16 protein-coding genes are annotated in these 19157 nt (G+C 55.1%); 8 read left to right on the plus strand and 8 right to left on the minus strand.

Translation table 11 applies throughout. The annotated features are described in order from the left end of the window. Positions 1 to 35: 35 nt before the first annotated feature. From ABMA60_RS03760 to ABMA60_RS03780, 5 genes are all read right to left on the minus strand, one after another. Positions 36 to 497, minus strand: coding sequence for a hypothetical protein (locus ABMA60_RS03760; protein ID WP_392798916.1), 462 nt, complete (start codon positions 495 to 497; stop codon positions 36 to 38). 108 nt (positions 498 to 605) lie between these two features. Next, on the minus strand, positions 606 to 1511 hold the full coding sequence (locus ABMA60_RS03765) for a hypothetical protein (RefSeq protein WP_392798919.1): 906 nt from the start codon (positions 1509 to 1511) through the stop codon (positions 606 to 608). Next, positions 1511 to 1660: a hypothetical protein gene (locus ABMA60_RS03770; RefSeq protein ID WP_392798922.1), complete on the minus strand. Its 150-nt coding sequence runs from the start codon at positions 1658 to 1660 to the stop codon at positions 1511 to 1513. Before ABMA60_RS03770 ends, ABMA60_RS03765 begins: the two co-directional genes overlap by 1 nt. A gap of 182 nt (positions 1661 to 1842) precedes the next feature. Continuing rightward, complete coding sequence (locus tag ABMA60_RS03775) at positions 1843 to 2889, minus strand: hypothetical protein (RefSeq protein ID WP_392798925.1); 1047 nt, start codon at positions 2887 to 2889, stop codon at positions 1843 to 1845. Between the two features lie 194 nt (positions 2890 to 3083). Continuing rightward, positions 3084 to 3701: an FMN-dependent NADH-azoreductase gene (locus tag ABMA60_RS03780; RefSeq protein ID WP_392798927.1), complete on the minus strand. Its 618-nt coding sequence runs from the start codon at positions 3699 to 3701 to the stop codon at positions 3084 to 3086. A gap of 117 nt (positions 3702 to 3818) precedes the next feature. Between ABMA60_RS03780 and ABMA60_RS03785 the strand changes: the two genes are divergently transcribed. From ABMA60_RS03785 to ABMA60_RS03800, 4 genes are all read left to right on the plus strand, one after another. Continuing rightward, positions 3819 to 4748, plus strand: a complete 930-nt coding sequence (locus ABMA60_RS03785; protein ID WP_392798930.1) for a LysR substrate-binding domain-containing protein — start codon at positions 3819 to 3821, stop codon at positions 4746 to 4748. A gap of 363 nt (positions 4749 to 5111) precedes the next feature. Continuing rightward, positions 5112 to 6713: a tetratricopeptide repeat protein gene (locus ABMA60_RS03790; protein ID WP_392798933.1), complete on the plus strand. Its 1602-nt coding sequence runs from the start codon at positions 5112 to 5114 to the stop codon at positions 6711 to 6713. Continuing rightward, positions 6714 to 8372, plus strand: a complete 1659-nt coding sequence (locus tag ABMA60_RS03795; protein ID WP_392798936.1) for a hypothetical protein — start codon at positions 6714 to 6716, stop codon at positions 8370 to 8372. Then, on the plus strand, positions 8372 to 9997 hold the full coding sequence (locus ABMA60_RS03800; RefSeq protein WP_392798938.1) for a hypothetical protein: 1626 nt from the start codon (positions 8372 to 8374) through the stop codon (positions 9995 to 9997). The genes ABMA60_RS03795 and ABMA60_RS03800 overlap by 1 nt, the downstream gene beginning before the upstream one ends. A gap of 6 nt (positions 9998 to 10003) precedes the next feature. Here the strand turns inward: ABMA60_RS03800 and ABMA60_RS03805 are convergent, their stop codons facing one another. Both ABMA60_RS03805 and ABMA60_RS03810 read right to left on the minus strand, forming a co-directional pair. Next, the gene (locus ABMA60_RS03805) at positions 10004 to 10912 is read right to left on the minus strand and encodes a response regulator (RefSeq protein ID WP_392798941.1); all 909 of its coding nucleotides are present in this window, start codon (positions 10910 to 10912) and stop codon (positions 10004 to 10006) included. Next, positions 10909 to 14313, minus strand: a complete 3405-nt coding sequence (locus tag ABMA60_RS03810; RefSeq protein WP_392798943.1) for an ATP-binding protein — start codon at positions 14311 to 14313, stop codon at positions 10909 to 10911. The genes ABMA60_RS03805 and ABMA60_RS03810 overlap by 4 nt, the downstream gene beginning before the upstream one ends. A 199-nt stretch (positions 14314 to 14512) precedes the next feature. On the opposite strand from ABMA60_RS03810, the gene ABMA60_RS03815 reads away from it, so the two are divergent. The 4 genes from ABMA60_RS03815 to ABMA60_RS03830 all read left to right on the plus strand — a co-directional run bounded on the left by ABMA60_RS03815 (position 14513) and on the right by ABMA60_RS03830 (position 17196). After that, a complete protein-coding gene (locus ABMA60_RS03815; protein ID WP_392798946.1) occupies positions 14513 to 15112 on the plus strand; it encodes an anthranilate synthase component II in 600 nt (199 codons plus the stop codon). Between the two features lie 64 nt (positions 15113 to 15176). Then, entirely contained in the window at positions 15177 to 16214 is a 1038-nt protein-coding gene (trpD, locus tag ABMA60_RS03820; protein WP_392798949.1) for an anthranilate phosphoribosyltransferase, read from the plus strand. Continuing rightward, positions 16214 to 17017: an indole-3-glycerol phosphate synthase TrpC gene (gene trpC, locus ABMA60_RS03825; RefSeq protein WP_392798952.1), complete on the plus strand. Its 804-nt coding sequence runs from the start codon at positions 16214 to 16216 to the stop codon at positions 17015 to 17017. The genes trpD and trpC overlap by 1 nt, the downstream gene beginning before the upstream one ends. Then, positions 17017 to 17196 carry a hypothetical protein gene (locus tag ABMA60_RS03830; RefSeq protein WP_392798955.1) on the plus strand — a complete coding sequence of 60 codons (180 nt, stop codon included), beginning with the start codon at positions 17017 to 17019 and terminating at the stop codon, positions 17194 to 17196. The genes trpC and ABMA60_RS03830 overlap by 1 nt, the downstream gene beginning before the upstream one ends. A gap of 53 nt (positions 17197 to 17249) precedes the next feature. On the opposite strand, the gene ABMA60_RS03835 is transcribed toward ABMA60_RS03830, so the two are convergent. Then, a complete protein-coding gene (locus ABMA60_RS03835) occupies positions 17250 to 19073 on the minus strand; it encodes a DEAD/DEAH box helicase (RefSeq protein WP_392798958.1) in 1824 nt (607 codons plus the stop codon). Positions 19074 to 19157: the final 84 nt, after the last annotated feature.

The following is a 19157-nucleotide window of genomic DNA, read 5'->3' on the forward strand; positions in this document are numbered from 1 at the left end:
GTCCATCTTCACCTGAAAAGGTGATTTTTCCGGGCTTAGTCTGGCTGCAGATCCAGTCGATACAGATGCCAGCGCAACTGAGCGTCGCTGGCACCGGGTACATCGTTGACGCGTTTGACGATGGCGGTGCCGGACCAGATGTTCGTTGAACCATCGTTCGATTCAATATTCAGCTGGATAGGCAGATTGGCGTAAATAGAGCCGGCTGCCCCTTCCATAAAAGTGTCGTCGCCGACGCTTAATTCGATACTGCGGATATCCGCGAATTGTTCAGCAAAGGCGGCAACATTTTGTTGCGGTGGACCGTTTTCACCCCAGCGATCATAAGCACGGCGATAATCGCCACGATTCACATCGGCGTAATATTCACGCACCAGTTCGACGGCGCCGTTCAGGCTGCGGTCGATGACGTCGTTTTCTGTATTGAGGGTTGGCGATTGTGTACAGGCGCCCAGTACCAGTAACAGCGATAACACCAGGCAATAAAACCGCTTCATGGTCAGCTCCGTTATTGAGTCGGCATAACGCAGTGTTGCGGTGTTAGAGCCATAAAAAAAGCCCCGGTTTTTGAGTGACCGGGGCAAGCGTCAAGGGAGAGAGAACGGTTAGCGAATACTGGGGTAACTGAAGCTGATGATGCGGCCTTCGCTGGTGGCGTCATGACACCAGAGTCGCTCGCCATCATCGGTAATGCCATCGGCACAGCGGCTGGCTGCGGCGGCGTTAATTCTGGACGGTGTACCGCCACTGTTCAGTGCGGATTCGGACAGCCCGATCATGCCTTGATCGCTGCTGACCAGGTAAGCGCCCTGGCCTTCGACCCAGGCCATGCCGGCTACGTCGAAAGCAGACTGATCACCGGTAAAGGGATTGGTGGCCGAATCGAACAGTTTGGTGCGACCGTTTGCAGAGGTCGCCCGCTCAATAATGCTGTTGTTGGTGCCGCTGCCGCCTCGACTGGCAACAATCGCAAAGGGATCACCGCTATCGTCATAGGCGGTGGTAACGCTCTGCATGGCGCGGGATTCGTTAAAGTCTGCGACGTTGCTGGAGACGGTAAACCGATTGGCGCTGTTGCTGGTAAAGAGGTCGACGGTAATCAGGGAAACGCCGATCACCGGGCCGGTGCCGTTCCTGCCGACTACATACAAACGTGCGACATTGCTATTGTCGGCTGCATTCACTTGCGCGGCTAAGCCATTGCACTGTCTTAGGCTGGTGGTCGTTCTGATCGTTTCAGTGTCGCTGGCCAGGAACAATTGAATTTTGGCGCCACTGCTCGAGTTATTGGCACAGGCGGCGATCAGATAATCGGTTTTGGTCACTCCGCTCTGAGTCTGTTCGATCCGGAAAGCCTCCATGTCCTGATAACTGTCGAAGCTGGTGAAATCTGTGGTGCTGAATGTGCTGTCACCTCGTTTGGCCTGCAGCAGGCGTGCGTTGCTGGCGAATTGTTGCAGCGCGAAGATGGCATGGTCACTGTCGTTACGCGGTGCACTGATCGCGATCATTATGCCGTTTCCGGCCGACCATTTGGGTCGGTGATGGTTGATAAAACGGTATTGCCACCGTCACCACCAGCGGAATCGGTGGCACCACAGCCAGAGAGAATGGCTGACAGCAAGGCGATGCCGAGCCACAACGGAGTAGAAAATTTCATATTCAGAGTCATCGTTTTAGCCACTCGATTCGTTATTAAATTCCGTTAAGAAATCGCAGTCTTCACCTGAAAAGGTGAACGTTAAAAAGCCTTGAATTGTGATCAGACCTGTCTGGCGCTACGAACACTGTCCGATAACGCCAGTCAGGCTTTGACTGGAGAGCGTTAGCCTCCAGTTCGGCTTAGTTGATGGCCGGTGGGCTGAAGCGGATCAGCCGGCCTTCGCTGGTGGCGTCGTGGCACCAGAGTTTTTCGCCATCCCACGCCAGCGCATCGATGCAGCGATCACCGTCGCCACTGAGTTTTTGGGTGTCGCTAACGATATAGCCGCCGGAACTACTGATGGAGTTGCCAACCAGCCCCTGATCTTCGCTGACCATGTAGAGGCCTTGATCGGGTACCAGGACCAGGTCGGTGACGTTAAAGTTCTCTGTCGCGCCGGTAAACGGGTTGACGGCGCTGTTGTAGTAAAGTGACTTGTTGCCCATCGGCGGTTTTCTTATTTCAATGTAGTTATTGTTGTTGCTCTGTACCGCGTACAGCGGAGCTGTTTGGTAATCGTCGTAGAAATAGCCTTCGATGGCACGAATTGATTCACCGGATGAGCCGGCACTGTATGTATAGGTGTAAGAAGGTGAGACGATCCTGCCGGTTATGGTGCTGGCGAACAAATCGACATTGATATAAAGGTTAGTGATTTTAGGGCTGGTGGTTTCATAAGCCACGCGATATGAAAAACGGTCGTCGCCATTGCTGTAGTTAACCGGGTCAACGGCAACACTGGCGCAACGGGTAGCGTCCGTTGCCAAGGTTGTTCGAATCTGGTTTGGGTCACTGGCTAAGAACAGCGCTACAGCGCCGTCTTGTGCGCAGGCGGCAATGGCGTAATCGGTTCTGGTTTCACCGTCCTGGCTTTGGGTAATTCGCACGGCAGCGATGTCGTTGTACTTGGCGCTGGTCGTCAGTTGCGTCGAGGTAAAGGTACTGTCACCGCGCTGGCCGCTGAGCAGGCGTTGCACGTTGGTGGTGTCGTTGCGAACCAATGCAAAGATACTGGCTCTATTGTCAAAATCCGGAATGGCAATGGACGCCCAAGTATCGGCACCTGCGCTCCAGTTCGGGTCGTTGATGGTGGCGCTGCCGCCAGAACCGTCGGATGATGAATCACAGCCAGTTAATATCAGGGCCGTCAGGGCAGTACCTGCCCAGGCTATTTGAGGAAATTTCATGATCACTCCATCTGGGAAAAAGATGGTGCGATTAAACGAAGTGAAGTGGACAGCGTCTTCACCTGAAAGGGTGATTTAAAACGGGCGATTTTAAAGATGCGGGTTGCCGCACAGTGGCAGTCGAAAAATTGCTCCGGGTGCTGATCACCCGGAGCAAATGACTTGGTTGCAGAAAATCGTTGTGGGGAGCTGCGTCAGGCAGCAGCAACGCTCAACTGATTAATTTTCTCGCCGGCGCTTGTCAGCGCTTTGTCTTTAAACTCGTCACCCATCTTGACGCCTTCGGCGCGAATGTTGGTGATGTTGTCCAGGCCCAACAGAGTGAATACGGCGTGCAGATGGCTTTCGTGATAGTCCAGTCCGGGTGTCTGGCTGTTGCTGTACACGCCACCGCGAGACGATACCAATATCACTTTCTTGCCGGTCACCAGGCCAACCGGGCCGCTCTCGGTATAACTGAATGTACGACCCGCCACGGTGATGTGGTCAATCCAGGTTTTCAGTTGCGACGGCATGCCGAAGTTGTAGAACGGCATGCCGATGACGATGACGTCCGCGGCGAACAATTCATCGAGCAGTGTTTCGGTGAGTGCCAGCTGGGCTTTTTGCTCGGCGCTGAGTTGGTCGGCGGGCATCTGGCTGGCTGACAAGGCACCCAGATCAAGATGGTTGATCGGGTTGGCAACCAGGTCGCGATAGACCACTTTGGCGTTGGCATGGTCTTGCGTCAGCCGCGTCACTACCTGTTGTGACAGTTGGCGGGAAACGGACTGGTCGCCCAGGATGGACGAGTCGAGATGCAGAATGTTCATGGTGGCAAGCTCCTGATTAAGTTGAACGGAGCGCAGCATAACGGTGTTCTTGTTTTGCGATTAGTAGCCTAATATTGGCTTTATTGTTCAGTTTTTGGAACAAAATGGAGCGAGGCCATGTCCATGCAATCGATGCAAGATCTCACCAGCCTGGCGTTGTTCGCGCGGGTGGTGGAGCACGGCGGCTTTACCGCAGCGGCGCGTGCGCTGGGCATGCCGAAATCGACGTTGAGCCGGCGCATCAGCGAATTGGAGCGGCGTCAGGGGGTGCAGTTGTTGCGCCGTTCCACGCGCAAGCTGTCGCTCACTGATGTCGGTCGGGCCTTCTTAGTGCATTGCCAGGAATTGCTCGCTGCGGCCGAAGCGGCTGATCAGGTGACGCAGTTTGTGCAGGAGGTGCCGCGCGGCACCATTCGCGTCAGCGCGCCTTATCAGTTGTCGCATCTGTTGCTGACCCCGCTGGTGCCAGCCTTTATGAAACAGTTTCCAGAAGTGAGGGTGGAGCTGGTGGTCACCAATCAGCCGGTCGATTTGCTGGCCGAACAGATTGATGTGGCGTTCCGCGTGCGCATGCGCATGGAAGATTCAACCTTGGTCGCCCGGCCTTTGGCGTCGGATAAAAGCCACCTCTATGCCCATCCGGATTTAATTGCCCGCTTAGGCGCACCCAAAGATCCCGATGAATTACGCCATTGGCCAACCTTGTCGATGATGTATGGCAACGGCCGCTATCAATTCGACCTGACCGATGCCAATGGCAACCACCTGACAGTTCGCCATAACCCGGTGTTGGTGGGTGACGATATGGGTTTGCTGCGCGAAGCCGCTGGCCAGGGATTGGGTGTGGTGATGCTGCCCGAACAATTGGGTGAATCCTGGGTGCGGCGAGGGCATCTGCAAACTGTATTGCCGGAGTGGACTTTACCGTCGGGCAATCTGCATCTGGTGTATCCGTCGCGGCGTGGTTTGTTGCCAGCGGTGCGTGCTTTTATCGATTATGTGGTTGAACATTATCAGACCAATCCGGCCCTGCCAGAATGTGACTAAGGAGCGTGACTAAGAGGCATGACTAAGGAGTGCGATTAAACGCTCATCCGGTGTGTCGGAAAGTCGTCATTCGATGCATCGCTTTGCATGATTAGTCCTGGAGGCGTCAAAGACTGGTCAGTTTGATGCGCCGATAAAAACGCAGGCATTTTTTCAGCAGATTTTTAAGCCTTTGTTTTACAAGCTGTAATGCCGCTAGAGGTGTCGAAATTGTCCTGTTTCGAAGCCAGTTGGTTTGGACAAAAGACGGTGCGGTTGCGAAGCTGAAGCTTCCTATCCGTTGGTTTATCCGCAGTAAGGGATCTGAACATGCGATTATCTGCGCTGTTAATTGTCTGTATTGTCGTGGCGGGATGCCAAAGCATGCCACCTTTGCCACCACCGACTGAGGTCGATGCCGCAGCCAATGAGTTGCATCTCAACCCCGATCAATACGATGGCTGGCAAGGCCAGGTGGTGGCACTGGAACGGTTGATTCGGGCACAGCGTTATCGTGACGCCGAGGCGTTGTTAGCACCCTGTTTAGACTACGATGCCAGCGATGCCATTGCCGAAGGTGATTGCAGTTCGCTGTTCTTCGATGTGCCCACCACCGACGAAGCTTTTGTTCAGTCGATGCAGCGTTGGATTGAACTGGAACCCGACAATTACAGCGCCTTGCTGATTATGGGTGAGCTGGTTTCAACCCAGGCCTGGAATCTTCGCGGTCATAGTTTTTCCAATCGCGTTCATCCAGATTATTTGTATCAATTCAGACAATTTCAAAATCACAGTCGGCGTTATTTTGAGCGCGCCTTGCAGGTTCGTAGTGATCTGCCTTACGCCTATCGAAAGTTGATCGGCATCTATTCAACTCTGGGTGATGACGGCGACCGTCTGGTTGACGTGACCTACGCCCAGTCACAAAACGTTGTGCCCGGCAGTCTGATGATCGCCAAAGAAATCGTGCATGCCTACCAGCCACGTTGGGGTGGTTCCAACGAACAAATGGATGCCATCTATCAACGCTATGCTCAGCAACAGCCGCGCTTTGAACATCTGCAGGAACTGAGCGACTACATCACCCTGATTAAAGTCGAGGACCTGGACGATGGCGTTGGTGGCCCGGTAGACAGAGATCAGGCCAGGGCGATGTTGTTGTCGATCTACCCCCGCAACGCCCACGATTACAAAGCCAATTTATTAATGGCCAGCCTTGGCGGGCGCAGCGGCGATGAAAATGAACGGCCTTATTTAATAAGGATGTATCAGGATAATCCGTTCAGCGAGACGGCACTCAATATTGGGCATTGCCGGTGCTATGACATGACCCCGGCCGATTCGCTGGCGATTACTGAACGGCACCTGGAGCGCAATCCGGATATGTATTATGGCTGGGCACGACGCGGTGATTATCTGTATAACCACGGCCATTATGAAGAATCATTGCGTCACTACGAACGTGCCCTGGCACTGCGTCCCTGGGCTCCGGAAACGCTGTACGATATTGAGTGGGCGAAACGCAAACTCGGTATGCCGGTCGAGGATTTTGAAACATTTGAATACTTCAAAGAGCTGACGGTCTATACCGTCGGTGGCAGCCTCTATCTGAGCCATTTTATGGACAATGTTGAAGACAATATCCGGCCGCAGATTTCTGCAGCCCAATGGCAGGGTGTTACCCAATTGGCCGAGCAGGAATTGACGCTGGAACGTTTCCAAACCTTGCTGAGCGCTCAGTTGGATAACCTCGAGTGGGATCGCGATACTTGGTACGAGACCAGCCTGTATTTTGCCGATTTTTCCCATGTGGCCGGACATAAATCGAGTAAAGAGCGTGAACGGATCCGGGAGAAATTCAGCGACTTGAGTCAGCCCAGTTCGGTGCGCCAGGTCATGGCATTGAATCAGTTGGTGGTACGGCAGATGGCCATGGAATTTGCACCTAAGCTGGAAGCCTATTTACAAACGGGCGGCACCCTCTAGGTGACTATGAATGTGGGTTATCACCGTGGCCGGCTGATGTCGGCTGCGCTGATTCTGTGTTGCCTGACGGCCTGTCAAAGCAACCCGGTTAAGACCACGCTGACGCCCACCGATGCCTTTGGTCCGATCGACCTGATGGCTCAAACTCAAATGCTGCAAGACCAGATCCGTCAACATAATTATCAAGCCGCCAGCCAACAACTGGCACCTTGTCTGGCCAGTTCAGTCGATGATCCGGCGCTGGAGCTGCGCTGCGCTGAGCTCTACATTGCAATGGCCGTGCTCGATCAAGCTTTTCTGAGCGGTCTAGAACACTGGTTGCAAACAGAACCCACCAATTACCACGCGCGTTTGCTGATGGGTGAAGTTCAGGCGCACGCTGCCTGGGCCGAGCAGGGCCGGCATTACCCGCGCAATACGCCATCATTTTATCGCCAACGTGCGACCGCCTTGCGTTCTTTAGGGCAGTTGCATTTCGAAGTGGCCATGTCACTGCGTCCGGATTTGCCCTACGCCTATGCCGGTGCCATTCATCTGCTCAGCGATGAAGATGAAATGGACAGTGTGGAAAGCGTCTATCAGCGCGCCCGTTTTTGGGTGCCAGCCAGCCTGGTGGTGACCAAAGCCTACCTGGATGCCAACCAGGCCGGCGGTATGAGTGTTTATGGTCGGCTCGATGCGGTAGTGGCGGATTATCGCCACCAGGTCGACGAAAGCACCGCCAATCGGGTGGCCGACTACGCGACCTTTTTGCAGGCCTGGAATACGCCCATGAACGGGGCCTTATTTCAAAGCCCAGACCATGCACTCGGGCAACTGCAATCCTTAGCCGATCAAGGCTATAACTGGCCGCGTTTGCATTGGGCGCTGGCGGATGTGAAGGCGCGTCTGGGGCAGATGAGCGCCGCGCGCGATTCGATGTTAACCGCTGTTGAAGTTGCGCCGTACGACGAGTTTATTTTAGCGACCGCGGCCTGTACCTGCTTTGGTTTGAGTCTGGATGAAGCGATCGCTTTGAATGAACGTTACGTGGGGCGTTATCCAAGCGCATTTTATGGCTGGCGTAATCTGGCGCGCGATTATCTGAATCAGGGCAATTACCAGGCAACCTTAAAGGCTGCGCGACAGGCGCTGACACTACGGCCGCTCGATGCTGAAATGCAGCGTTATCAAGGTGGTGCGCTGACGATGCTGGAGCAACCCGAACCGAGCCAGCCTTCAGTCGATTTTTATCAATCGCTGGTGCTCGACGGCCTGCAATTGGAATTGCAGATGGCACAGGTGCGCAACAATGTTCGGCGCCAGGCCGAAGCGCGCTTGAGCGCCAGTGAATTGAAAGCCTTTGATCGCGCTTTGGTCGATCATCTTAACGGCGCCAGTCTGGCCCCCAGATTGAATGAACAACTGCAAGCCTTGCCGTGGGATCTTGAAACCTGGCATGCCGTCAGTACCTTTTTGTTCGATCAGGCGGGCATTGCTGATGATCTGGACATGGATTATCGCCAGCGGGTTCGATTGCGATTTCCGGTTGATCAGGACGGCCATGCAGTGGCCGACCTAGATCATCTGTTTCGCCAAACGGTGAATGCGCTGGTGCAGGAATTTATTTATCGGCAGAGTCAGGAATTGCCACTGACCAGTGGTGGGATGACCAGTTAATGTGGGCCAGTGGCATGCGCTCTTGTCGATCATTGTTAGCACTCGTTCGAGTTTCTTTTTATGCCGCAATGGCAACAAGTATCGGTACTTTCAGTGCCGATCTGGCTGGCTACTATTATGACGATCAGGCCAGCCTCAGCGAGGAAACCCGACACTTAACTGAGCTGCTTCGGGCTCGTAATTTAAGTGCCGTAGAATCGATGCTGGCGCCCTGTGTAGATCCAGCAGGAATCGATTATTCGACTGAAATTCGCTGTATTCGATGGTACGAGGACAGCGTTGTTCTCGATGAGGATTTTCGCACAGTCATAGAAAACTGGGTTCTGATTGAACCAGAGAACTATCACGCTTTAATGTTCAAATCCCAATTGCTTAATCTGTCGGTCAGCGCAGAGAAAGGATTAAAGTCTGATGAACAAACCCATCCATTACATATCTATCAGGCAGGATTGATTCGCGAGCAAAATCGTGACGTTCTCGAAGCCGCTGTGACTGTTAATCCAAGTCTTCCTTATGCTTATAAAAGGCTGCTACGTAACCTGCTTTGGACGGGTACCAATGAAGAGATTATTCAACTTCGTCATCGGGCGATCGAACAGGTGCCGGGCAGTTTTGCGGTGGCGATGGAGGTACTGACAACTTACCGGCTGCGTTTTGGTGGATCCTTGGAGACGCAGCGAGGTGTTATCCAGACCTACCTGAAAAATGTCGATCGCTATCCGTATCTTTCCAATCTCATCGACTATCACAGAATTATTCGCTCGCAGGATATCCGCGATACTTATGGTCTAGCAGCGGGCCCGGCGCAATCGCTTATCGTACTTAAACCTTTAGTGGAGGAGCGACCTCCCTGGCTGGAGCTGTACATCGAATTGGCCGATATCTACTACCATTTGGATCAGCCGGATAGAGCACGCACTGCGGTGTTGCAAGGGCTGGCGTTGGCACCGGACAACGAGCGCCTGTTGTCCATGTCATTATGTCCGTGTTATGGCTTTAAGATGTCGGAGACCTTGACCGCGGCGGAGCGTTATACCGAGCGCTACCCAACCTCTTTTGACGGCTGGGCGAAGCTGGGTCATATGTACTATGACACTGATGATTTTTTAGCAGCGGGTCGTGCCTATCGCCGTGCTTTGGCTATTCGTCCCTATGATCCTGAAGTTCGGCTGTATCGGTACTGGGCTGCGGAGCAAGCTTATCAGCAACCCCAAAGTTATCTCGACCGGCCGTTCTTTATAAATTTGCTGCTGTACAGCATTCCCAGTTATGAGTTTGCAGATGACCTGGCAGAGCAAGCGCGTTATGCCTTGAAAGATTCAATGACGGGTCGGCGTCTTGCTCAACTGGAGAGCGACATTGATCGCTATTTAAATCGCGAAACGTTCGATCGGCAAGTACGTCGCCAATTGCAAAGGCTGGATTGGAATATTCGGACCTGGGCTGATGTGGCCTATTACTTTGCTGAGCGTGCACACATCGCCGATTATCTGGATGACGATTTTTCGGCTGCGCTTAACGAACGTTTTTCAGCGACCGATACGGATCATGAGGTGCACCAAATTCATGAGATTTATCAGCAAGTCAGCCAGTCCATGTTGGCTGACTTTATTGATCGTTATTGACGCGCTTCAGGCTTCCGCCACCGCCAGCTTCTTCAACGCCATTCCCGCCGCCGCGGTGCGATTATCGACCCCGAGTTTGGTAAACACCTGTTCCAGATGTTTGTTCACCGTGCGCGGACTCAGTTCCAGAATCTGCGCTACTTCACGATTGGTTTTGCCGTTGGCAACCCAGTACAACACCTCCGCTTCACGATCGGTTAAGGGCAGCTCGGCTTTTAACACTTCGGCACCGGATGCTCGTTCGCCGTCGATCAGACGTAACAGTGCTTCGTCTTCTGCCGGGCGAGCGACAAAGCGCAACGACAATGGATAATCCGGGTGTTCCAGTAACAGGCTGTGACCGGGTTCGGGCTGGCGGTTGAGCCAGTCGCTCAGGCGCGGCGCCAGTTCATCGCTGAGCCAGTCTTCGTCAGCGCCGGCGCGCGCAAAGAGCGCGTGAGTCTGGGGTGTCGCCCACCGAATCTGGCCGTCTTTGCCGGCGGTCAGTAAGTTCTGGCCGGTGCGGTCGAGCGCGGTTTGGGCGCTGTTGGTCAGGCGGGCGTTGTTGAGATGGACGCGCATCCGCGCCAGTAATTCATTAGGGTTGATTGGCTTGGTCAGGTAGTCGACGCCACCGCTTTCCAGTCCGCGAACGATGTCGTCGGTGTCGGTCAGGCCGGTCATAAAAATGACCGGAATAGAAGCCAGCGCCGGGTCGGCCTTGAGCGCTTCGCAGGCGGTGAAACCATCCATGTTGGGCATCAGCGCATCCATTAAAATAATGTCCGGGCGGATCCGTTTGGCGATGCTCAGCGCCTGTTTGCCTTCCAGTGCCAGCAGCACTTCCAGGCCAGCATTCTCCAGAGCGTCGTGAATCAGCCCGAGCGCATCGGGTGAGTCGTCCACGACTAACACTATGTCGTTGCGATCGGTCATTTCGGTTCGAACTCCAGGTGTTGCGCCAGCTTATCGAATTGCAGCCGTCCGGCCAGCGTTTCGAACTGTTGTTGCGCTTCGGTTGGAATTAACGTTGCTTCGGCCAATCGTTCCAGGGTGGTCAAGACGCCTCGCCGATGACCGATTTCGGCGTAGGCTTTTAATTCCCGTAGCAGTGGATGGTCGGGTAATGGCATCGGTTTGGTTAACGTCGGTGTCGGGTCAGGCTGGTATTGCTGTACCGGGTCGTCATCCTGCTGGTAGGTCCAGTCGAGTTTCAGGTGCAAGGCGATCTTGTCGAGCAGTCGCTGATTGCTGACCGGCTTGACCAGATAGTCGTCGTAAGCGTTTTGATAGCTCGGGTCGCGCTGGTGTTCCTGTGCATCGGCCGAGAGCATAACGATGGGCGCTTCGATGTCGCGTTCGCGCAGCGCTCGTGCCAGTTCCAGTCCGTTCATGCCCGGCATGGAGACATCGAGCAAAAACAAATCGGGGCTGACTTTGTCGAGCATGGTCAGACAGCTTTCGGCGTCGTGTGCTTCCAGGGTGGTGAAGCCCAGCGGTATTAACAAGTCAGCGAGCAAACCGCGCAGTACCGGATCGTCATCGACCACACACAACGTACGTTGCAAGCCTTCGTAACCGACGATGCGGCGTGGTTGATTGGTGCTGTCGGCTTCGCTGGTGACCCAGGGCAGCATCAGGCTGACATTAAAGCGGCTGCCGGTACCCAGCTCGCTTTCTACGTTTAAATTACCACCCATAATTTCGGTGAGCAGTTTAACGATGGTGAGCCCCAAACCAGTGCCGGGCAGGTTCGGCGTGTCGGCATTTCGGACCCGCTCGAACGGATCGAAAATGCGTTCCAGGGCGGTATCGGGAATGCCGGCGCCGGTGTCGGTAATGGAGAAATCGGCGACCTGATTGCGGTAGTGAATATCCACAGTAACCGAACCCGACTGAGTGTATTTAACGGCGTTGGATAAGAGGTTGATCAAAATCTGCCGCAAGCGTTTTTCGTCGGTGATAACCGTTTTCGGCAGGGGGTCATGACGGATGCAAAAAAATTCGATGCCTTTGGCGTCGGCCTGCATGGCGAACATGGTTTCCAACTGATCAATCAGCTCCGGTAACTGCACTCGGTTGCGGTATAGATCGAGTCGGCCGGCTTCAATTTTTGATACATCGAGCAAGCCTTCGATCAAGTCCGTCAGGTACTGACCGCTGCGCCGGATCGTCGCCAGACCGTGTTGATGACTGGTCGGTGTGTCGTTGCGATCGGCCAGCAACTGGGCATAACCGAGGATGGATTGCAGCGGCGTGCGCAACTCATGACTGAGGCCGGTCAGGTATCGGCTTTTGGCGGCGTTGGCGCGTTCGGCCAGTTCTTTGGCGCGTTGCAACTCTAAATCTGTGCGTTGGTGCGCTTCAATTTCCCGGGTCAGTTTTTGCGTCTGCCGATTGGATTCTTTTTGTGCCACGACGCGACTTTCGTGGGCTAATAAAAACAACCAGGCGATGACACCGGAGACAATCAGCAAGGTGAAAAACAAAGTGCCCATGGTTTGATCAAGCAGCGCAATTTCACCAGGCGTGGTGGGTGACATGCGGCGATTAATCAGTGCCAATAGCGCAGCGGTTAATAAATTGATAATCAGCAGAATGGCGACAAACCGACCCAGGCGTGAGTTCACCCAACGTACCGCTTTGACCGGCAGTAAGACGCGCAGTGAATCGATTAATTGTTGCGACAAACGTGCTTGGGGCTTGCAGCTGTCGAGACAACGCACGTCGAGCGAACAGCACAACGAACAGATCGGTTGCTGGTAAGCCGAACAATAACTCATGTCTTCGACTTCGAAATCGTTCTCGCAAATGCCGCAGGTTAAAGTCTGATGCGTCGCCGTCGTTTTATGCCGCGCCAGCGGAATCAGTTCCGGTGATTGTCGCGCCAGGTAATAACGACCTTTGGTCAGCCACGCGATGGCGGGCACACAAACGAAACAGGTCGCCAGACTGATAAAGTGCGCCAGCGTTGCTGCGACCTCACCGAACAAACCTAAATAGGCCAGCATGCCGAGAGCGGTGGCAATCAACATCGAGCCGGTGCCGACCGGATTGATGTCGTACAGATGGGCGCGCTTGAACTCGACATGCGCCGGGCTTAAACCGAGCGGTTTGTTGATCAGCAAATCGGCCGACAGTGAACACAACCAACTGACCGCGACGATGGCGAAGACGCCGAGAATGGCTTCCAGCGATTGGTAAATACCCAGTTCCATCAGAATCAATGCGATGGTCACGTTGAACACCAACCAGACCACCCGGCCGGGATGGCTGTGCGTTAACCGTGAGAAAAAATTCGACCAGGCGATGGAACCGGCGTAAGCGTTGGTGACGTTAATTTTCATCTGACAGAGGATGACCATCAGCGCGGCCAGAATCAGCGCCATGGCATCGGATTGAGTCAGATAGAAAAACACCGTCTGATACATATGCGTCGGGTCGGATGCGGTTTCTGCCGGTATGCCCTGACGAATGGCAAGAAACGCCAGGAAGGAGCCGAGCAGCATTTTAATGACGCCGAAGAACACCCAGCCGGGACCGGCGAGGATCAACCAGAACCACCAGCGTTTGCGATTGGCGGTGGTTTTTTCCGGCAGAAAGCGCAGGTAATCGACCTGTTCGCCAATCTGTGCGACCAGCGCAAAAAATACCGAAGCGGCGGCGCCGAACAGCAGGATATTGAACTCGCCTGCCGCCGGTAAATCGGCCGGCGCGAACTGAGTCCAGTCGGGTATCGAATGAAAGTCGTGCACGATAACCACCGCCAGCGCCGCGCATTGCAACGCCAGCCAGATCCATTGCGAGCCGGCCTGAAATTTACTGATGGCACGAATGCCGTGGGTGACGATGGGGATTACCGCCACCGCGCAGAGCAAATAGCCAATCGCCAAAGGAATGCCGAGCAAGGCTTTGAGTGCCGACGCCAGAATGGCAGCTTCGATGGCGAAGAAAATAAAGGTGAAGGAGGCGTAGATCAGCGAAGTGATGGTTGAACCCAGGTAACCGAAGCCGGCACCGCGAGTCAGCAGATCGATATCCAGGCCGTGCTTGGCGGAATAGTAGGTGATCGGAAAACCGGTGATAAAGAACAGCGCACAGACCACCAGCATGGCGGCGACGGTGTTGATAAAACCGTAACTCAGGGTCACCGCAGCGGCGATGCCTTCCAGGGCCAAAAAGGCGGTGGCGCCGAGGGCGGTGTGACCGACGCGGTCGATGCTCATGCGCCGGCCTTTGTGGGCGGTAAAACGCAGGGCGTAGTCTTCCAGCGTCTGGTTGGCGACCCATTTGTTGTAGTGCCGGCGTACCTTGAAGATCTTCTGGGAGGCGGTCATGCCATCGGCTCGTTAGCGTTGTTAGGGGGCGCTCCTTGCCCTTTTTTGGTGCGTTATTGGTGGGTCGGCGTGCAAGCCTTTGCCTGGCAAGGCGTAGGCAATCGTTGCTAACAGCCTCTATACCAGTCTAAGACAGTCTTTAGCAGTCTTTGTGCCAGTGCTAAACTCGCCAGCCGTTTGCCCCAGCCCGACTGTTTTTATGCGCATCCTGATGCTCGATAACCACGACTCCTTCACCTACAACCTGGTGCATTACCTTCAGGAGCTGGGTGCGCAGGTGGTGGTGCGGCAAAGCGATGCCATTACCCTGGACGACATCGATGCGCTGGCACCTGATGCGCTGATGATTTCTCCCGGGCCGGGAACGCCCAGCGACGCCGGTATTTCAATGGCGGCCATTGAACATTGCGCTGGCCGTCTGCCGATTCTGGGTGTGTGCCTGGGGCACCAGTGCATCGCTCAACTCTATGGTGCCCGGGTGGTGCACGCGCCCAAGGTCATGCACGGTAAAACCTCAGCGGTTCGACATCAGCAGGCCGGCGTTTTTGCTGGCTTACCGATGCCTTTAACAGTGACGCGTTATCACTCTCTGGTGGTCGATGCCGCCAGCCTGCCGGCCGAACTGGAAGCCACCGCCTGGGTCGATGAAGGCGATAGCGCTATTTTGATGGGACTGCGCCATCGGCGGTGGCCGATCGAAGGCGTGCAGTTTCATCCCGAATCCATTCTGACTCAGGCCGGGCATGATCTGCTGGCCAATTTTCTGCGCCAGATCGAAGCCAAATCCGCCTCGGAGTGAACCTGGCGGATGCGATCTGATATAGTCGGTGGTTATCGATTCGAGCCAGCCAGGAGCCGTCGTCATGGACATCAAAGCCGCGTTAAAACGCATCTCGGAACACGGGCATTTCAGCCAGGATGAAATGCAGGCGGTCATGCGTCAGATCATGACCGGCGAATGCACCGATGCTCAGATCGGCGCCTTCCTGATGGGCTTGCGGATGAAGGGTGAAACCATCGAAGAGATCACCGGTGCGGCGATGGTGATGCGCGAACTCTCGGCCAAGGTTGAGGTCGATGGTGATCATCTGATCGATACCTGCGGCACCGGCGGTGACGGCCAGGATCTGTTTAATGTCTCGACGGCCGCCGCCTTTGTTGCTGCCGCTGCCGGCGTACGAGTCGCCAAACACGGTAATCGTGGTGTCTCGTCCAGTTCCGGCAGTTCCGATTTGCTGGAAGCGGCGGGCATTAATATCAGCCTCACACCGGAGCAGACTGCACGCGCTATCGATTCAGTCGGCGTCGGCTTTATGTTTGCCCCGGCGCACCACTCGGCGATGAAACACGCCATCGGCCCGCGCAAAGAATTGGGCATGCGCACCATCTTCAATTTGATCGGTCCTTTGACCAATCCGGCGGGCGTTAAGCGTCAGGTTATCGGTGTATTCAGCGCCAATCTGTGTGAGCCGCTGGCCAATGTGCTGCATCGTCTGGGCAGTGAGCATGTGTTGGTGGTGCACTCGCGCGATGGTCTCGATGAGTTCAGCATCGGCGGCGCTACCGAAGTGGCGGAGTTGAAAGACGGCACCGTGACCACCTACACCGTGCGCCCGGAAGATGTTGGTTTGGCGACTCAGGGTTTGTCGGGTCTGGCGGTCAGCTCGGCCGAACAAAGTTATCAATTGATTCGCGAAGCGCTGACCGGTGCTGACGATGAAGTCGCTGCCCGCGCTGCCGATTTAATCGCTTTTAATGCCGGCGCTGCCATCTACATTGCCGGTGTTGCGCAAAGCCTGGAAGCCGGTGTGTCGATGGCGCAGGATGCCATTTCCACCGGTTTGGCGTTTGAGAAAATGAAAGAACTGGCGGCCTTTACGGACGCTTTGGCAGGGGCCTGATGAACGACACTCCAACCATCTTAAAAAAGATTCTGGCGCGCAAAACCGAAGAAATTGCCGAGCGTTCGGCGCAGGTCTCAAGCCGCGATCTGGAACAACGCTTTGATGAGCAACCGGCGCCGCGTGGCTTTGCCCGGGCAATGACTGAGCGTGTGCAACGCGGTCAGTCGGCGGTGATTGCCGAGGTGAAAAAAGCCTCGCCATCGAAAGGCGTTTTGCGTGAAAATTTTGACCCGGCGGCCATTGCGCAAAGTTATGAAAAAGGCGGCGCGGCCTGTTTGTCGGTACTCACCGACCGCGATTTTTTCCAGGGTCATGAAGACTATTTAAAAGCCGCGCGCGCGGCCTGCTCACTGCCGGTGATCCGCAAGGATTTTCTGATCGATCCGTATCAAATCACCGAAGCGCGTGCCATCGGTGCCGACTGTGTTTTGCTGATTGTCGCCGCCTTGCAACCGGCGCAATTAAAAGCCCTGCACGACCAGGCGTTGGAGCTGGGTATGGATGTGTTGGTGGAAGTGCACAATGCCGAGGAAATGCGTCAGGCGTTAACTCTGTCGACACCGCTGATCGGTATCAACAACCGCGATCTGCACACCTTTAATTTAACGCTGGATACGACGCTGACGCTGAAAGAGTTGGTCGATGATGGCCGTACTCTGATCACTGAAAGCGGTATTCTCGAAGCCGCCGATGTGCAGTTGATGAAGTCGCACGGCATTCACGGTTTTCTGGTCGGTGAAGCCTTTATGCGCGCCGACGATCCCGGCGCCCGTTTGAACGAATTATTTGGAGTTGCCTGATGCCACCCATCGTTACCATTTTACTGGTTCTGTTTATCGTCATCGTTATCGTACTGAAAGTAACGTCGGCGCGAGGCTCGGAAGTGTCCGAAGAACAGATGGCGAAATACAGCAAGTGGTTGCGAATCTTGGTGCCCTTGGTGTTGATAGCAACGGCGATTCGATACTTTTTCTTTTAATCACGCCATTAAAAAAGGGACGCTGTTTAGCGTCCCTTTTTTTGTCTGCGCTATCAAGCGTCGCTTGGCTTACCTTTGCGATGCGGCGCTTTTGCACGTGGCTTACGCGGCGCGCCTTTTGGCTTATCGCTGCGTGGTTTATCACCGCGTGGCTTATCACTGCGTGGGCGATCAGCGCGCGGTGTTTCTTTGTCATCTTCATGCCAGATGCGCATGTTCAGCGGCCGGCCTTTGACGCGCGTTTTGCGCAGTTGCTCGAAAATTTCTTTCGGCATACCGCTTGGCAGATCAACCAGGGTGTAGTTGTCACGGATCGAAATGTTGTTGATAAAACGACCTTCGATGCCCGCTTCGTTGGCGATGGCGCCGACGATATTACCCGGCTCGGCGCCGTCTTTACGGCCCACATCGAGACGGTATTTCTGCGCATCGTAATCGAGCGGTTTGTCGCGTTTAGGTGCGCGTTCCCCACGTTCACCGCGCTCACGACGCGGACGATCACCACGGTCACCTCTGTCACCACGCTCGGCGCGTTCGCGTTGCGGACGCGGTTTCGGATCTTCAGGAATCTGCAGCGGACGATCTTCCTGCGCCATCATGGTTAAGGCAGCAGCGAGATCGCGCAGGTCGATGCCGTCGCTTTCGGTCCAGCCATCAACCAGGGCGCGGAAGAAACCCAGATCAGCGGTTTCGATGCGGTTTTCCAGATCGGCGCGGAACGCAGCGGCGCGATGTTCACCCAGCTCGGAAGCACTGGGCAGCGGATAAGGTTTGATCACGGCTTTGGTGACGCGTTCGATATCGCGCAGCAAACGACGCTCGCGCGGTTTGACGAACATGATCGCCTTGCCCGAACGGCCAGCACGACCGGTGCGGCCGATGCGGTGAATATAGGTCTGGACATCACCGGGAATATCCCAGTTGATGACGTGACTGATGCGATCAACGTCCAGACCGCGAGCGGCGACGTCGGTGGCAATCAACAAGTCCAGCTTGCCTTTCTTAAACTGGTTGATGATGTCTTCGCGTTGTTTCTGAGCGACATCGCCACTGATGGCAGTACAGGCATGGCCACGCGCCGCGAGTTTTTCGGCGAGGAACTGGCTTTCCACCTTGGTACGCACGAAGAGGATGACGGCGTTCCATTCTTCGACTTCGAGAATACGGGTCAGGGCATCCAGCTTGTCGATTCCGCCCACGTGCCAGACGTACTGGTCAATGTTGCCCAGTGAGGTCTCGTTGGCCTGAATTTCGATGCGCGTCGGGTTTTTCAGGTATTGCTGAGTCAGGCGTTTAACCTGCGGCATCATTGTGGCCGAGAACAAAGCGACCTGTTTTTCCGCCGGGGTGTGTTCGAGAATCCAGTCGATGTCTTCGACAAAACCCATGCGCAGCATTTCGTCGGCTTCGTCCAGCACCAAATGGCGCAGGCTCGACAGGTCGAGTGAATTGCGACGCAGGTGATCCATCACCCGGCCGGGGGTGCCGACAATCACTTGCGGGTTCTGTTTCAGGCCGCGCAGCTGATTGCGCATATCGGCACCGCCGTAAATCGGCAGCACGTGAAAATTGGGCAGGTCTTTGGCGTAAGCCTGGAAGGCTTCGGCAACCTGGATGGCCAGTTCGCGCGTCGGGCACAGCACCAGCGTTTGTGGTTCGCGGGTGTTGGTGTCCATGCGGCTGAGCAGCGGCAGTGCAAAGGCGGCGGTTTTACCGGTACCGGTCTGGGCTAAACCCAGCACATCCTGACCGGCCAAAACGGCGGGAATGGCTTGTTGCTGAATGGGAGTGGGGGTTTCGTAACCCAGGCGGCTCAGAGTTTCGAGCAACGCCGGAGCCAGGCCCAGTTCAGAGAAATGGGGGCTTTCAGTTGTCATGCTATTTTCCTCGAGGTCCGGCCTCGGCCGGATACAGACTGCGACAGGAGCCTGTGTTCGAGGGCGATACAAGGTGGAAACGTA

Origin of the sequence: Saccharospirillum sp. HFRX-2 (assembly GCF_043196805.1) — a bacterium.
GTDB lineage: Bacteria > Pseudomonadota > Gammaproteobacteria > Pseudomonadales > Natronospirillaceae > Saccharospirillum.

Coding starts and splice junctions, on each gene's coding strand:
- ABMA60_RS03760 (WP_392798916.1), bottom strand. CDS start 497: ATGAAGCGGTTTTATTGCCTGGTGTTATCGCTGTTACTGGTACTGGGC.
- ABMA60_RS03765 (WP_392798919.1), bottom strand. CDS start 1,511: ATGATCGCGATCAGTGCACCGCGTAACGACAGTGACCATGCCATCTTC.
- ABMA60_RS03770 (WP_392798922.1), bottom strand. CDS start 1,660: ATGAAATTTTCTACTCCGTTGTGGCTCGGCATCGCCTTGCTGTCAGCC.
- ABMA60_RS03775 (WP_392798925.1), bottom strand. CDS start 2,889: ATGAAATTTCCTCAAATAGCCTGGGCAGGTACTGCCCTGACGGCCCTG.
- ABMA60_RS03780 (WP_392798927.1), bottom strand. CDS start 3,701: ATGAACATTCTGCATCTCGACTCGTCCATCCTGGGCGACCAGTCCGTT.
- ABMA60_RS03785 (WP_392798930.1), top strand. CDS start 3,819: ATGTCCATGCAATCGATGCAAGATCTCACCAGCCTGGCGTTGTTCGCG.
- ABMA60_RS03790 (WP_392798933.1), top strand. CDS start 5,112: ATGCCACCTTTGCCACCACCGACTGAGGTCGATGCCGCAGCCAATGAG.
- ABMA60_RS03800 (WP_392798938.1), top strand. CDS start 8,372: ATGTGGGCCAGTGGCATGCGCTCTTGTCGATCATTGTTAGCACTCGTT.
- ABMA60_RS03805 (WP_392798941.1), bottom strand. CDS start 10,912: ATGACCGATCGCAACGACATAGTGTTAGTCGTGGACGACTCACCCGAT.
- ABMA60_RS03810 (WP_392798943.1), bottom strand. CDS start 14,313: ATGACCGCCTCCCAGAAGATCTTCAAGGTACGCCGGCACTACAACAAA.
- ABMA60_RS03815 (WP_392798946.1), top strand. CDS start 14,513: ATGCGCATCCTGATGCTCGATAACCACGACTCCTTCACCTACAACCTG.
- trpD (WP_392798949.1), top strand. CDS start 15,177: ATGGACATCAAAGCCGCGTTAAAACGCATCTCGGAACACGGGCATTTC.
- trpC (WP_392798952.1), top strand. CDS start 16,214: ATGAACGACACTCCAACCATCTTAAAAAAGATTCTGGCGCGCAAAACC.
- ABMA60_RS03830 (WP_392798955.1), top strand. CDS start 17,017: ATGCCACCCATCGTTACCATTTTACTGGTTCTGTTTATCGTCATCGTT.
- ABMA60_RS03835 (WP_392798958.1), bottom strand. CDS start 19,073: ATGACAACTGAAAGCCCCCATTTCTCTGAACTGGGCCTGGCTCCGGCG.